The following is a 13181-nucleotide window of genomic DNA, read 5'->3' as shown; positions in this document are numbered from 1 at the left end:
GACGTTAAGCAAAATCTTTTTTTGCTCTCTACAACATGGTGAGCATCGGGTGGCGATTCAGCGCTTTTGCTTTCCAGGCGACCCAGACTGGTGGCACATTGCTGAGCACCGCATCCGCTTCTTCCTGACTGCCAAACGCACTAAACACACAAGCACCGGAACCAGTCATCCTGGCTTCACCGTAAGTACCCAGCCATTCTACCGCATCTGCTACCGGCTTGAAAAGACTGCATGCTACTTGCTGTAAATCATTCTTTCCAAACCCGCCCGCATCGCGTCCTTCTGCGAGGTGCCTGGAAAAGTCCGCTATTGTGACGGGTTCGGTATTTCTCGTCAAGCCTTCCGCGCAAAAAATTGCGGCGGTCGGCACTTGCACGCCCGGCTCGATCACCACGTACCAGCATGCGGGCGTGGCGACGGGCTGCAAGGCTTCGCCCACGCCTTCGGCAAAGGCGTTTTCGCCAAAGATGAAAAACGGAATATCGGCGCCCAGAGGCAAGCCCAGCACCATCAATTCCTCGCGGCTCAACCCAGCCTGCCACAGGCGGTTCAAGGCCATCAGGGCCGTGGCCGCGTCGGACGAGCCGCCACCCAAGCCGCCGCCCATGGGCAGTACCTTGTCGATGGCGATATCGACGCCGCGCGGCAAGGCGCCCGTGCGGCGCAGCACTTCGGCCTGCAGCAGCCTGGCGGCGCGGATGATCAAGTCCTGCTCCTGCGGCACGCCGGCCAGTTCCGTCACGCGGACAATCGCCGCGTCGTCGCGCAGCGCGAAGTGCAGGGTGTCGCCATGGTCGAGCAACTGGAACACCGTCTGCAACAGATGGTAGCCATCGGCGCGGCGGCCGTTGACGTGCAAAAAGAGGTTCAGCTTGGCGGGAGCCGGGCAGTTGTTCAGGGTCGTCAATGTCATGGTGCTGGTGCGGATGGGGCGGGATCGAGGACGATGCGCAGCGCCACGGCATCGGCCTGCGCGCTGGCATTGCGTTCGGCATCGATACGCCGCGGTTGGGGCAAGGCGCCCGGTGTCTTGTCGGCCGCATTTTGCCCTACTTCCTGCCACGACACATAGCGCAAGCGCCAGCCATCTTTCGTCGTCACGCTGTCGTTGGCCGGCGAAGCGACGAAGCGCTTGCCGTCGGCGCCCACGGCATACCCTTGCAGCCAGTCGCGCAAGCCCGATACGGGCAAGGACCAGCCCAGCATCTGCGCGCTCAGGGTGTCGACGTCGGGCGCGCTGCGCGGCGCCTTGCCGCTTTGCGTCAGCACGGCCTGCTGCGGCGTGACGGCGATCGTCGCCAGGGTGCTGCCGACGGGAGAATACAGGGTCACGTCCGTGCGCTGCGCCGTCTGCTGCCAGTTGAAATTGACGGTGGCCGATTCGGGCTTGTCATCCTTCTGGTACACGACGTTCAGGCGGCCCGTCAGCTCCACCTGTTCGCGGTAGGGGGCGACGGTGTTAGCGGATGGTGCGGCGCCGGACGAGAATGGGGAGCTCAGGGTCGAGCAGGCCGAGAGGGACAGGCAGACGAGTGTGAAGGGAAGGAGTTTTTTTAACATGGGTACAAGGAAAAACCAGCGCCATGGCGCTGGTTCTTTATAGTGGAGTTAATCGGTTCAATCACAAACTGACATTCAGGCGCGCCAAGGTGCTTTTCAGCGCCTCGTTTTTCGGGTCCTTGCCTTGCGCCTCGCGCCACAGTTTTTGCGCTTCGGCCTTGTCGCCCTTCTGCCACAGCACTTCGCCCAGGTGGACGGCGATTTCCGGGTCGCTGCGCACGGCATAGGCGCGGCGCAGCGCGTTTTCCGCCGCGGCCAGGTTACCCATGCGGAACTGCACCCAGCCCATGCTATCCATGATGAACGGGTCGCCCGGCGCCATCTGCAAGGCTTTTTCAATCAGCGCATGGGCTTCCTCGAGGCGCAAGCCCCGTTCGGCCAGCGAATAGCCGAGCGCGTTATACGCGTGCTGGTTGTCGGGCGCCAGCGCCATCACGCGGCGCAGGCTGGCCTCCATCCGCTCGAATTTGTCCAGGCGCTCGGCCAGCAGGGCGTAGTCGTACAGCAGTTCCGGATTGTCGGGGAAGCGCAGCAAGGCGTTTTCCAGCACCGTGTAGGCGCTTTGCACATAGCCGGCGTCGCGCAGGAATTGCGCGTCGACCAGCAGCACCTGCGCCTGGCTTGCCGGATCGACCGTTTCGATTTCCGTCAGCGCCTTGCGCGCCGCATCGAGATTGCCGCCGCGGGCGATCAGCTGCGCGCGGCGCAGGCGCGCCTCGACATAGCCGGCCGATGCGCTGTTGTCGACCTTGTCCAGCCAGGCGATGGCGCCCGCCGTGTCGCCGCGCGTCTCGGCGATCTGCGACAGTATCATCAGGGCCTTGAACGGATCGCGCGTGTCGCCGGGAGATTTTTCGAGCACGGCCAGGAAGCGCTTGAAGTACTGCTCCGCGCCCTTGGTGTCTTCCAGCTGCAGCGCCACGATGCCCAGCGCATACAGGGCGCCCACGTTATCGGGCTGGCTTTTCAGCAGCAGCAGGAACTGGTCGCGCGCCGGTTCCAGCCGCTTCTGTTCGACCAGCAGGCGCGCGTATGCGCCGCGCACTTCGACGGCGTCCGGATTCTTTTGCAGGAAAGCGGCCAGCACCTGGCCCGCCGCCTCCGGTTCGCCCGTCACCTGCGCCAGGGTCAGCACGGCCAGCTCGGAGTTCGGCTTGATGGCCAGCGCCTTGTTCGCTTCGCCGATGGCGCGTTCACGCTCGCCGATCGACAGGGCGCCCTGCGCCAGCACCAGGTGCGCTTCAAACATGTCCAGGTAAGGCTGCACCAGGCGCGTCACCATCGAATAGGCATACAGCTTGTCATTCGAACGCGACAATATCTGCTGCATCTGGAACAGGGCCACGCCCCGTGCGCCTTGCGGCGCATTGGCCAGACGTTCGGCGAAAATCGGTTCCGCTTCTTCGATCTTGTCCGTCAGGACGACGAAGCCGAGGAAGAATTGCGTCGCCTCGTCCGAGTCGGGCGCCAGCTCGCGCCACAGGCGGATGGCCGCCAGCGCCTCGCTGCCCTGCTTGGCGGCCAGCGCCATTTCGGATGCGCGGCGCGCCAGGCGCGGATCGCGCGTCTGCTGCGCCGCCACCATCATCGTCACGTACGGCCCTTGCCACTGGCCGCTCTTGAATTCCATTTCGGCCTTGGTCAGCTTGTACAGCAAGTCGCTGCTCAATTCGACCTTGGGCAGCTCGTCGCCGCCGGCCCCCTCCTTGGAGGTGGCGTCCGGCTCCTGCGGCACGGCGGGCGCGGCCGCAGGGGGGCTGGCCCCGGCATCGGCGGGGGCGACAGACGTCTGCGCCATGGCATGCGTGGCCATCAGGGCGGACAAGGTTACAATGGCGAAAGCGTTTTTCAAAGGCTGATCCTGGCTAAACGGCAAAGTTTGATTCTACGCCCAACGCGGCTATCGCGTACTTCACGTATGTAACGAAATATATGCGTCGTGGCGGCGTAGCATGCCCTGGCCAGCCATTCGCCGGCAACCCGCCTGTTTTTTACCCGGTTTTCCACCATTCGAGCCCTATGCCAGAATTGCCAGAAGTCGAAGTCACACGGCGCGGTGTCGCGCCCCACCTCGAAGGGCGCGCCGTGCGCTCCGTCGTGCTGCGCCGCGACGGCCTGCGCTGGCCCTTCCCTCCTGCCCTGGGCGAACAATTGTCGGGGCAAACCATCGGCTTGACGGGGCGGCGCGGCAAATACCTGCTGATCCACTTCCGCCACGGCACCCTGATCATCCACCTGGGCATGTCGGGCCATTTGCGCGTGCTGCCGACGGGGACGCAGGCGCAGAAGCACGATCATTTCGACCTCGTCGTGGAGGACGCGGATGGCGGCAGCCAGGTGCTGCGCATGACGGACCCGCGCCGCTTCGGCGCCGTGCTGTGGCACGACGAGGCCGACGGCCCGCTGGACGGCCACGCGCTGCTGCGCGGGCTGGGCACGGAACCGCTGGAAGGCGGCTTCACGGGCCAGCTGCTGTTCGAGAAAACGCGCAACAAGGGCAGCAATATCAAGCAGGTGCTGATGGCGGGCGACATTGTCGTCGGCGTGGGCAATATCTATTGTTCCGAAAGCCTGTTCCGCGCGGGGATCAACCCGAAGACGCCGGCCCGGCGCATCGGCCTGGCCCGCTACGAGAAACTGGCGCAGGCGATCCGCGACGTGCTGGCCGAAGCCATCGTGCAGGGCGGCAGCACCCTGCGCGACTTCATCGGCGTGAACGGCCAGTCCGGCTACTTCCAGCAGACGTATTTCACGTACAACCGCGCGGGCAAGCCATGCCGCGTCTGCGGCGCGCCGATCCGGCAAATCGTGCAGGGACAGCGTTCCACGTTTTACTGCGTGAATTGTCAAAAGTAAGCACACTCACAGAGGGAGCCAGATGGTCAGAGACCTGGAACAATACAGCGCATGGCGGCAGGACGTACAGGCCGCCTTGCAGGCATACCGGCAAGCCGCCAGCGCGGCGGGCCTGGTCGACGGCGCTTCCGCGCTGCGCCTGGCGCGCTGTGGCTCCCGCCTGCTCGATGACCGTTTATCTGTCGCCTTCGTGGCGGAATTCTCGCGCGGAAAATCCGAGCTGATCAACGCCATCTTCTTTGCCGGCTATGGCCAGCGCATCCTGCCCTCGGGCGCGGGCCGTACCACCATGTGCCCCACCGAGCTGCTGTACGACGCGGCCTGGCCGCCATCGATCCGGCTGCTGCCCATCGAGACGCGCGCGCAGAACCTGTCGACCAGCGACTACCGCGAGCTGCCCGCCGCCTGGACCGTCCTGCCCCTGAATATCGAAGCAGGCGACGACATGCAGGAAGCCATCCGCCAGGTCAGCCTGACGAAAAAAGTCAGCGTCGAAGAGGCGGCGCGCTACGGCCTGTACGACGCCGGCGATGCGGACGCTCCCGCCATGCTCGACGAGGACGGCCAGGTGGAAATTTCCATGTGGCGCCACGCCATCATCAACTTCCCCCATCCGCTGCTGAAACAGGGCCTCGTCATCCTCGACACGCCCGGCCTGAACGCCATCGGCACGGAACCGGAACTGACCCTTAACCTGATCCCGAATGCGCACGCGGTGCTGTTCATCCTGGCGGCCGACACGGGCGTCACGCGCAGCGACATCGAAGTGTGGCGCAACCATATCGGCGCCGGCGCCGGGCGCCTGGTGGTGCTCAACAAGATCGACAGCATGTGGGACGAATTGCGCGGCGACGCCGAGGTGGCGCAGGCCATCGAACGCCAGCAGGCCAGCGTGGCCCACTTGCTGACGCTGGACGCGGGCCAGGTGTTCCCCGTCTCGGCGCAAAAGGCCCTGGTAGGCAAGATCAACCACGATGCGGCGCTGCTGGAAAAGAGCCGCCTGCAGGCGCTGGAGACGGCCCTGTTCGAGGAGCTGATCCCCGCGCGCAAGGACATCATCCGGCGCCAGCTGGCGTTCGACCTGGACGCCATCGAAGCGGCGCAGCAGGTGCAGGCGGCGGCCCGCGCGCGCGGCATCGCCGAGCAGCTGCACGAATTGCACAGCCTGCGCGGCAAGAACCAGAGCGTGATCGCCCACATGATGCGGCGCATCGACATCGAGAAAAAGGAATTCGACAGCAGCCTGTTCAAGCTGCAGGCCACGCGCGCCGTGTTTACCCGCCTGTCGACGGAGCTGTACACGAGCCTGGGCATGGACATCGTGCGCGACGATATCGATGGCGTGCGCGCCGCCATGCAGCGCAGCCGCTTTTTCACGGGCCTGCGCGAAGCCGTGCGCCAGTACTTCGAGCGCATCGGCCAGAACCTGGACCGCTCGGAAGGCAAGACGGCCGAGATCACGGAAATGATGAACGTGATGTACCGCAAATTCGCCTCCGAACACGGCCTGGCGCTGGCCTTGCCGATGCCGTTTTCGCTGGCCCGCTACCGCCAGGAGATCGCCGACATCGAAGCCGTCTACCATAAACAGTTCGGCACGGCGACCCTGCTGACCACCAGCCGCGTCGTGCTGATGGAAAAATTTTTCGACACCATCGCCTCGCGCGTGCGCCGCAGTTTCACCAACGCCAATGACGACGCCAGCGCCTGGCTGAAAGTCATCATGGCGCCGCTCGAAGCGCAGATCGTCGAGTACAAGGAACAGCTGAAACTGCGCTTTGCCTCGATCCAGCGCATCCACGACGCCACGGGCAGCCTGGAACAGAAGATCGCCGGCTTCGAAGCGAGCCTGGCGGCGCTCGAACGCGACAAGGCGCAGCTGGCGCAATTGCTGGCCGCCTTGCGCGCCGCCAGCGCAAGCTGAGCCACATCACACCACAGAACACTGGAACCCTGCATGAAACGTCTGCTGCATCCGCTCTCGCCCGCCACGGGCGCGGCACCTTTAGAAGACTATATCGACCCCACTTTTTCCGCCACCGTCATCGCCTGGCAAAAGCAGCATGGCCGCCATGCGCTGCCGTGGCAAAACACGCGCGACGCCTACCTGATCTGGCTGTCCGAAATCATGCTGCAGCAAACTCAGGTCACCGCCGTGCTGGCCTATTACGCGCGCTTCCTCGAACGCTTCCCCACCCTGCGCGATTTGGCCGCAGCCCCGGTGGAAGACGTGATGGCGCAGTGGAGCGGCCTCGGCTACTACACGCGGGCGCGCAACCTGCACAAGTGCGCGCAGCGCGTGGTGGCCGAATACGACGGCGTCTTCCCCAGCGACCCGCTGCTACTGGCCGACCTGCCCGGCATCGGCCGCTCGACAGCCGCCGCCATCTCCGCGTTTTCCAGCGGCACGCGCGCGGCCATCATGGACGGCAACGTCAAGCGCGTCTTCGCGCGCGCGTTCGGCATCGATGCCTATCCCGGCGAAAAGCGCGTCGAGGAAGCCATGTGGCGCCGCGCCGAAGCGCTGCTGCCCGCAGCGGGAATAGATTCAGGCATCGAAGCCTATACGCAGGGCCTGATGGACTTCGGCGCCACCCTGTGCACACGCAGCAGCCCCGATTGCGGCCGCTGCCCGCTGCAGCCGCGCTGCGTGGCCTACGCCACCGGGCGCACCAAGGACCTGCCGGTACGCAAGCCGAAGAAAACCAGCCCCGAAAAACACGCGGTCATGCTGGCTATCATCGACGACGGCCAGGTGCTGCTGGAACAGCGCCCCGGCTCGGGCATCTGGGGCGGCTTGCTATCCTTGCCCGAACTCGATGGCCACGTGCTGGCCGATGAAGACGTCCCGCGCGAGATAAGCCAGGAGGCGCTGGCGCGCGCCGTGGCGCCGTTCGGCGAAATCGAAACGCAGGAACGACTGCTGCCCATCGTGCACGTCTTCACGCACTACAAGCTGCACATCGTCCCCTGCCGCATCACCCTGGCGCGGCGCCTGGCGCTGGCCGGAGAGTCCACGCACGTCTGGTACGACGGCGCGAACATCGCCGACGCGCCGCTGCCTGCGCCCATCAAGAAACTGCTGCTGGACCTGTTCGGCGATGCGCGCGCGGCGCAGCGCAGCATGTTCTAGTGCGCAGGCTTGTTGCACTGGCGCTGGCGGTGCTGTGCCTGCACGGCGCGCAAGCGGCTGACGCGCTGCCGGAGATACGCATCGGCGTGCTCGCCTACAAGGGCGGCGACGCCGTGCAGCAGGACTGGTCGTACGTGACGCGCCACCTGCAGGCGAGCATCCCCGGCATCCGTTTCATCCTGGCCGATTACGACCAGGCGGGATTGACGCGCGCCGTGCAGTCGCAAGCCATCGCCTTTGCCATCACCAGCAGCGGCCACTACGTGGCGCTCGAGCACAGCGACGGCGCCAGCCGTATCGCCACGCTCGAATCGCCGTGGACGGACTCGCCGCGCCAGGCCATCGGCTCGGCCATCGTCGTGCGCAGCGCGTCGCCGCTGCACGACCTGGCCGACCTGGCGGGCAAGAACGTGATGGCGGTGGCGCCCGACGCGTTTGGCGGCTACCAGATCGCCGCGCGCGAACTGCGCGAAGCGGGCATCGATCCCACGCACGATTTCGCCAGCCTGCGCTACAGCGGCTTTCCCTCGCAGCAGATCGTTGACGCCGTGCGCGCCGGGCGCATGGACGCGGGCATCGTGCGCACCTGCCTGCTGGAACAGATGGTGGCGCGCGGCGAAGTACGGGCCGAGGAACTGCGCGTGATCACCACGCGCCCGATTCCCGGCTTTCGCTGCGCCAGCTCGTCGCGGCTGTATCCGGACTGGCCCTTCGTGGCCCTGCGCCAGACGCCGTCCGCGCTGGCAAAAAAAGTGGCGCAAGCGCTGCTGGCCATGCCGCGCACCGAGGAAGGCTACAGCTGGACGGTGCCCAGCGATTACCAGATCGTCGATGAACTGTTCCGCGACCTGCGCATCGGCCCCTACGCCTATCTGGACAAGCTGACGTTCGAGACGGCGCTGCGCCGCTACTGGGGCTGGATGCTGCTGGTGCTGGCCTTGCTCGTGGCCTGGGCCGTGCATACGGTGCGCGTGGAATACTTGGTCAGCCGGCGCACGGAGCAATTGCGCGCCGCCCAGCACCAGCAGCGCGCGCTGGAAGAGCAGGCGCGCCAGCGCCAGGCCACGCTCGACCACACGGCGCGCCTGGCCATCCTGGGCGAGATGGCCAGCGCCATCGCGCACGAATTGAACCAGCCGCTGGCGGCCATCGGCAATTTCGCGCGCGGCATGGCGCGCCGCATCGCGGCGGGACGGCTCGACGCGGCGCCGCTGCTCGACGGCGCGCAGGAAATCGCCATGCAAAGCGAGCGCGCTGGCGCCATCATCCGGCACATCCGCGCGATGGCGCAAAAGCGTCCCGCGCACAGCACGGCCTTCGCGCTGGCCGACGCCGTCGAGCAAGCGGTATCGCTGTTCCGCGCGGCCCATCCGCAAGCCAATATCAGCTGGCGCCACGAGACGGTCAGCGCTGCACCGCGCGTGCTGGCCGACCCGCAGCAAGTGCAGCAGGTGCTGCTCAATTTACTGAAAAATGCGCTCGACGCGCAGGTGGAAAACGGCAATCCGCAGCATCCCATCGGCGTGCTGCTGCACCGCGAAAACGGCGCCTGCACGGTGGCCGTGCGCGACGCCGGCTGCGGCCTCGATGCGGCGCAGATGGCGCGCCTGTTCGAGCCCTTCTTTACCACCAAGGCCGAAGGCCTGGGCCTGGGCATGTCGCTCAGCAAAAGCATCATCGAATCGTTCGGCGGCAGCCTGTCGGCCCATGCCAACGCCGATGCGCCGGGCTTGACGGTCTGGTTCCGCCTGCCTGAAGATACCGGCATGGAAGCGCACAAGGAAATACAAGAGGAAACACCATGAACGAAAGCGATGCCATCATCTTTGTCGTCGACGACGACGCCGCCATGCGCCGCTCGCTGGCCTATCTGTTCGATTCGGCCGGCTGGCAAGTGCAGACGTTCGAGTCGGCGCGCGATTTCCTGCAGCGCTACGAGGGCCATGTACCGGGCTGTTTGCTGCTCGACGTGCGCATGCCATTGATGAGCGGGCTGGAACTGCAGCAGGAATTGAATAATAAGACGGGGCACGCCATATCGCTGCCCGTGATTTTCCTCAGCGGCCACGGCGACCTGGCCATGGCCGTGCAGACGATGAAGGCGGGCGCCTGCGATTTTCTGGAAAAGCCGTGCAAGGACCAGGTATTGCTGGACGCCGTCTCGCGTGCCGTGGCCCGCAGCGTGGAAGAAAGCCGCAGCGCCGCCAGCGCGAATACGGCGCAATCGGCGCTGGCCAGGCTCACCGCGCGCGAGCGCGAAGTGGCCCTCCTGATGGCCGAAGGCAAGGCCTCGAAAGTCATCGCCCGCGAGCTGGGCATCAGCGACAAGACGGTGCAGGTGCACCGCCATAACACGATGGAAAAACTGGGCCTGCATTCAGCAGCCGAGGTAGCCCGGCTGCTGATGGCAGGTGGACAAATTTAAACCCGCACGATGCGCGCCGGCAGCCCCTGCCGCACCGACGTGCCCGACACGGGATCGACAAAGACGTTCTTGTCGCCGCGGCTCGGGTCCGTCAGCCCCAGGTCGTTCAGGTTGATGCCCGCGCCGATGGCCGGTTCATCGGGCTGACGCAGCTTGCCGATACGGTGGGCGCGCGCGCCGTGCTCCTTGTGGCCGAAACCGTGTTCGACGGCGATCACGCCGCGCTGCACACCGTGGCGCAGCATCACCGTGGCCCTGGCCTTGCCGCCCGGCGTCTCCAGATAAATCTGGTCGCCATTTTCCAGCTTCAGGCGCGCCGCATCGTCGGGATGCACGGCGACGGGGTTGTCCGGATGGATGCCGCGCAAGCGCCGCGCGCCGATGCTGTACGAGTTCTGCAGCGCCGACTTAAAACTGATCAACTCGAACGGCCATTCGCTGGCCGGGTAGGTTTTGCGCACGGGCGTGCCGTCGGCAAACGCCGCCACGCGCCAGGCGGGCGTGCCGGGGAAACGCTTGCCGCTCAAGCTGTTCTTGCTCACGCCCAGGCCCTCGTTGTACAGCATCATCGGTTTCAGATAGCGGTGCGTGGACCAGTCCTGCGGATACGGCGTCTCGTCGACGACCGGAGCGGGCGCTGCCGGCGCCTTGGGATTCGCCGGCGGCGGCAGGCGCAAGCCGAACATCTCGCCATAGCTCTGGTAGCGCCCTCCCCGCGCCAGCATGAAGGCCACCTTGCGCCACTCTTCCGGCTTCAGGGTGCGCTCCAGCTCGGGGCGGATGCGCGCCACGCCGGACAGCGCGATGTCGTCGTCGCTCGCCTCCGGCACCGCCGTCTTGCCTTGCCAGGCGATGTTGGCGCCGCCGCGCAGATACCAGTCTTCCGCACGCTGCAGGGGGAAGCGCTGGCCCTCCATGTCCTGCAATGCTTCCGGGCCGAAGCCCGGCAAGGCCATGGTTTTGGCCAGCGCGATGAAGAACGATTCCATGCAGATGCTCTGGCCGTCCGGCGTCTTCTGCACGCGCGGCTCGACCACGGGCCAGCGCGCCGTGCTCATTTTGACGGGCATGCCGCCCCAGGCGCCGGCCCAGCCCCAACTTTCGTACAGCAGGGTATCGGGCAGCAGGTAGTCGGCAAACGCCGAGCTTTCATTGATGAAGGGATCGATGGCGACGATCAGGGGAATCTTCTTCGGATCGGCCAGCTCCTTGCCGATCTGCGCGCGCAAGCCCGTGATGCCGTAGACGGGATTGCAGCTCCACAGGATCAGCGCCTTCAAGGTATACGGATAACCGTTCATGGCGCTGGTGAGCCATTCGGTGGCCAGCGCGGGCGCGTTCGGGTACCACGGCGCCTTGGCCGGATACGCCTTGCCCGCTTCCTTCTTCAGCTTGAATTCCGAGGTTTTTTCATATGGCACGTTGCGCCCGATCGGCATGCCGGCCGCCTTGATCTCGCCGTCGAAACTCTCAAGGTTATAGCGCGGGCCGGGACCCGCATCCTTGAAGCTGCCGCCGTTGACCAGGGTGCCGCCCTTGCGGTTCAAATTGCCGATCAGGGTGTTGAGCATGACGAGCGCGTACGCGTTATAAAAGCCGGCGCCCGACATCATGCCGCCGTGCGCATTGACGGCGGCGCGCTTGCCGTGGCTGGTCAGTTCCTGCGCCAGGCCTTCGATGATGTCGCGCGCGATGCCGCAGGCAGCCGAATACTCGTCCATGCTGTGGCGCTGCGCTTCTTCGTTCAGCATCGTCATGGCCGTCTTCAGGTGCAGCGGCGCGCCCGCCACGTCCAGCGGGCCGTCGAAGAACAGCCGCGCCTCGCCCTTGGCGGCATTGTGCGGCACGATCGCTTGCGTGGCCGCGTCGATCACGCAGAACGCGTCGCCATCCTTGTAACGCTCTTCTTCCGGCAGCTCCACCGCGCCGATGTCCGACGCGCGCAGATAGCGGCCGTCGCGCGGGTGGCCCTTCTCGCTGATGATCAGGTGCGTGGCATTGCACCATGCGGCTTCGCCCGCCGCTTCCGCCACCTTCAGGTTGGGCTGCACGAGGAAGTTGCGGTCATAACGTTCGTGCTCGATGATCCAGCGTATCATGGCCATGGCCAGCGCGCCATCCGTGCCCGGCTTGATCGGCACCCAGCGGCTGCGGTCGCCCGCAGCCAGGCTGTCCGCGTTCGTCAGCACGGGGTCGACGACGACGTAGCTGAATTCGCGCTTGCCCGAACGGGCCTTGGCGATCAGCGTGCCCTGGCGCTTGAACGGGTTGCCCGCATTGCCGGGCGCCGTGCCCACAAAAATGCAGAACTCCGTGTTTTCCAGGTCCACTTTCGCGTGCGGCATTTTCTTCATGTCGCCGAACATGGCGCCCGAGCCGCTGCGGTAGGCGCCGCCGCAATACGAGCCGTGGTTGACCAGATTCAGACTGCCGTACGACTGCTTGAAAAAGCGCGTGCCGAACGCCAGACGGCCATCGTCGGTGCTGCACATCAGACCCACCTGGTTCACTTGCGGGCCCAGTTCCGGCTGCGCCGGATCGATCGGTTTTTCCAGTTCGCGCAAGGCGCGCAAGCCCTGCACGTGGCCTTCGCCAAACAGGTCGCCGCCCTCCGTCACTTCCTTCACCAGCTGGTCGAAGGCGATCGGTTCCCACTGGCCGCCGCCGCGCGGTCCCACGCGCTTCATGGGCGCCAGCACGCGGAACGGCGACTCCATCTGTTCCAGCACGCCATTGCCGCGGCCGCAAGCGGTGGAACGTCCCTTCAAGCCCTTTTCCTGAAAGCGCGACAGCGACACAAAACTGTCGCGTATCGGGGTCTGGTACGGCAGCGCCGGATCGGCCGACAGGGGGCTGTACGGATTGCCCGCCACGCGCAGCACCTTGCCGCTTTTTTTATCGAGGCGCACGCGCACGCCGCAAAACGTGGTGCAGCCCATGCACATGGTGTAGCTGACCTGCTGGTCGGGATTGACCGTCAATTTCCCTGTGGCCGTGTCGACGGAAAACTCGGGCGGCAGCGAATTGCCGTGCAGTTTCTGCACAGGCTTGTCCTTGCCCAGCGCGTGGTCGACCATGCGGCCCGCCGTGCTGGAAAAGCTGGCGGCAAAGGCGGCCAGCCCGCCGCCGATGGCGCCATAGCGCAGCAGTTTGCGGCGTTTTTCGCTTTCGTCGTCAGGGACGTCGTTGTGTGTGTGTTCGTTCATT

At 65.5% G+C, this 13181-nt stretch carries 9 protein-coding genes; 5 read left to right on the top strand and 4 right to left on the bottom strand.

Going from position 1 to position 13181, the window contains the following annotated elements:
- Positions 1-28: 28 nt before the first annotated feature.
- From ispE to ACQ4W4_RS19350, 3 genes are all read right to left on the bottom strand, one after another.
- Complete coding sequence (gene ispE / locus ACQ4W4_RS19360; RefSeq protein WP_436543331.1) at positions 29-913, bottom strand: 4-(cytidine 5'-diphospho)-2-C-methyl-D-erythritol kinase; 885 nt, start codon at positions 911-913, stop codon at positions 29-31.
- The gene (locus ACQ4W4_RS19355; protein WP_436543330.1) at positions 910-1560 is read right to left on the bottom strand and encodes an outer membrane lipoprotein LolB; all 651 of its coding nucleotides are present in this window, start codon (positions 1558-1560) and stop codon (positions 910-912) included. The genes ispE and ACQ4W4_RS19355 overlap by 4 nt, the downstream gene beginning before the upstream one ends.
- 61 nt (positions 1561-1621) lie before the next feature.
- Positions 1622-3412, bottom strand: coding sequence for a tetratricopeptide repeat protein (locus ACQ4W4_RS19350; protein ID WP_436543329.1), 1791 nt, complete (start codon positions 3410-3412; stop codon positions 1622-1624).
- A gap of 167 nt (positions 3413-3579) precedes the next feature.
- Here ACQ4W4_RS19350 and mutM point away from each other — a divergent pair, with 167 nt between their 5' ends.
- From mutM to ACQ4W4_RS19325, 5 genes are read left to right on the top strand one after another with little or no spacing between them, the layout of a single operon-like run.
- Positions 3580-4416 carry a bifunctional DNA-formamidopyrimidine glycosylase/DNA-(apurinic or apyrimidinic site) lyase gene (mutM, locus tag ACQ4W4_RS19345; RefSeq protein WP_436543328.1) on the top strand — a complete coding sequence of 279 codons (837 nt, stop codon included), beginning with the start codon at positions 3580-3582 and terminating at the stop codon, positions 4414-4416.
- 22 nt (positions 4417-4438) lie between these two features.
- Complete coding sequence (locus ACQ4W4_RS19340; protein ID WP_436543327.1) at positions 4439-6340, top strand: dynamin family protein; 1902 nt, start codon at positions 4439-4441, stop codon at positions 6338-6340.
- 33 nt (positions 6341-6373) lie between these two features.
- The gene (gene mutY / locus ACQ4W4_RS19335; RefSeq protein WP_436543326.1) at positions 6374-7549 is read left to right on the top strand and encodes an A/G-specific adenine glycosylase; all 1176 of its coding nucleotides are present in this window, start codon (positions 6374-6376) and stop codon (positions 7547-7549) included.
- Positions 7549-9354 carry a sensor histidine kinase gene (locus ACQ4W4_RS19330; RefSeq protein WP_436543325.1) on the top strand — a complete coding sequence of 602 codons (1806 nt, stop codon included), beginning with the start codon at positions 7549-7551 and terminating at the stop codon, positions 9352-9354. The genes mutY and ACQ4W4_RS19330 overlap by 1 nt, the downstream gene beginning before the upstream one ends.
- Positions 9351-9974, top strand: coding sequence for a response regulator transcription factor (locus ACQ4W4_RS19325; RefSeq protein ID WP_436543324.1), 624 nt, complete (start codon positions 9351-9353; stop codon positions 9972-9974). Before ACQ4W4_RS19330 ends, ACQ4W4_RS19325 begins: the two co-directional genes overlap by 4 nt.
- Here the strand turns inward: ACQ4W4_RS19325 and ACQ4W4_RS19320 are convergent.
- Positions 9971-13180, bottom strand: coding sequence for a molybdopterin dinucleotide binding domain-containing protein (locus ACQ4W4_RS19320; protein ID WP_436543323.1), 3210 nt, complete (start codon positions 13178-13180; stop codon positions 9971-9973). The two genes, ACQ4W4_RS19325 and ACQ4W4_RS19320, sit on opposite strands and share 4 nt — an antisense overlap.
- Position 13181 lies beyond the last annotated feature (1 nt).

The organism is Janthinobacterium glycogeni (assembly GCF_051380725.1).
Classification (GTDB): domain Bacteria; phylum Pseudomonadota; class Gammaproteobacteria; order Burkholderiales; family Burkholderiaceae_D; genus Janthinobacterium.
Note: the sequence above shows the minus strand (reverse complement) of the source record. Positions and strands in the feature narration are given on the sequence as shown.

Excerpts from the sequence above, each read along its gene's own strand:
- ispE (WP_436543331.1), bottom strand. The coding sequence starts at position 913 with ATGACATTGACGACCCTGAACAACTGCCCGGCTCCCGCCAAGCTGAAC.
- ACQ4W4_RS19355 (WP_436543330.1), bottom strand. The coding sequence starts at position 1,560 with ATGTTAAAAAAACTCCTTCCCTTCACACTCGTCTGCCTGTCCCTCTCG.
- mutM (WP_436543328.1), top strand. The coding sequence starts at position 3,580 with ATGCCAGAATTGCCAGAAGTCGAAGTCACACGGCGCGGTGTCGCGCCC.
- ACQ4W4_RS19340 (WP_436543327.1), top strand. The coding sequence starts at position 4,439 with ATGGTCAGAGACCTGGAACAATACAGCGCATGGCGGCAGGACGTACAG.
- mutY (WP_436543326.1), top strand. The coding sequence starts at position 6,374 with ATGAAACGTCTGCTGCATCCGCTCTCGCCCGCCACGGGCGCGGCACCT.
- ACQ4W4_RS19325 (WP_436543324.1), top strand. The coding sequence starts at position 9,351 with ATGAACGAAAGCGATGCCATCATCTTTGTCGTCGACGACGACGCCGCC.
- ACQ4W4_RS19320 (WP_436543323.1), bottom strand. The coding sequence starts at position 13,180 with ATGAACGAACACACACACAACGACGTCCCTGACGACGAAAGCGAAAAA.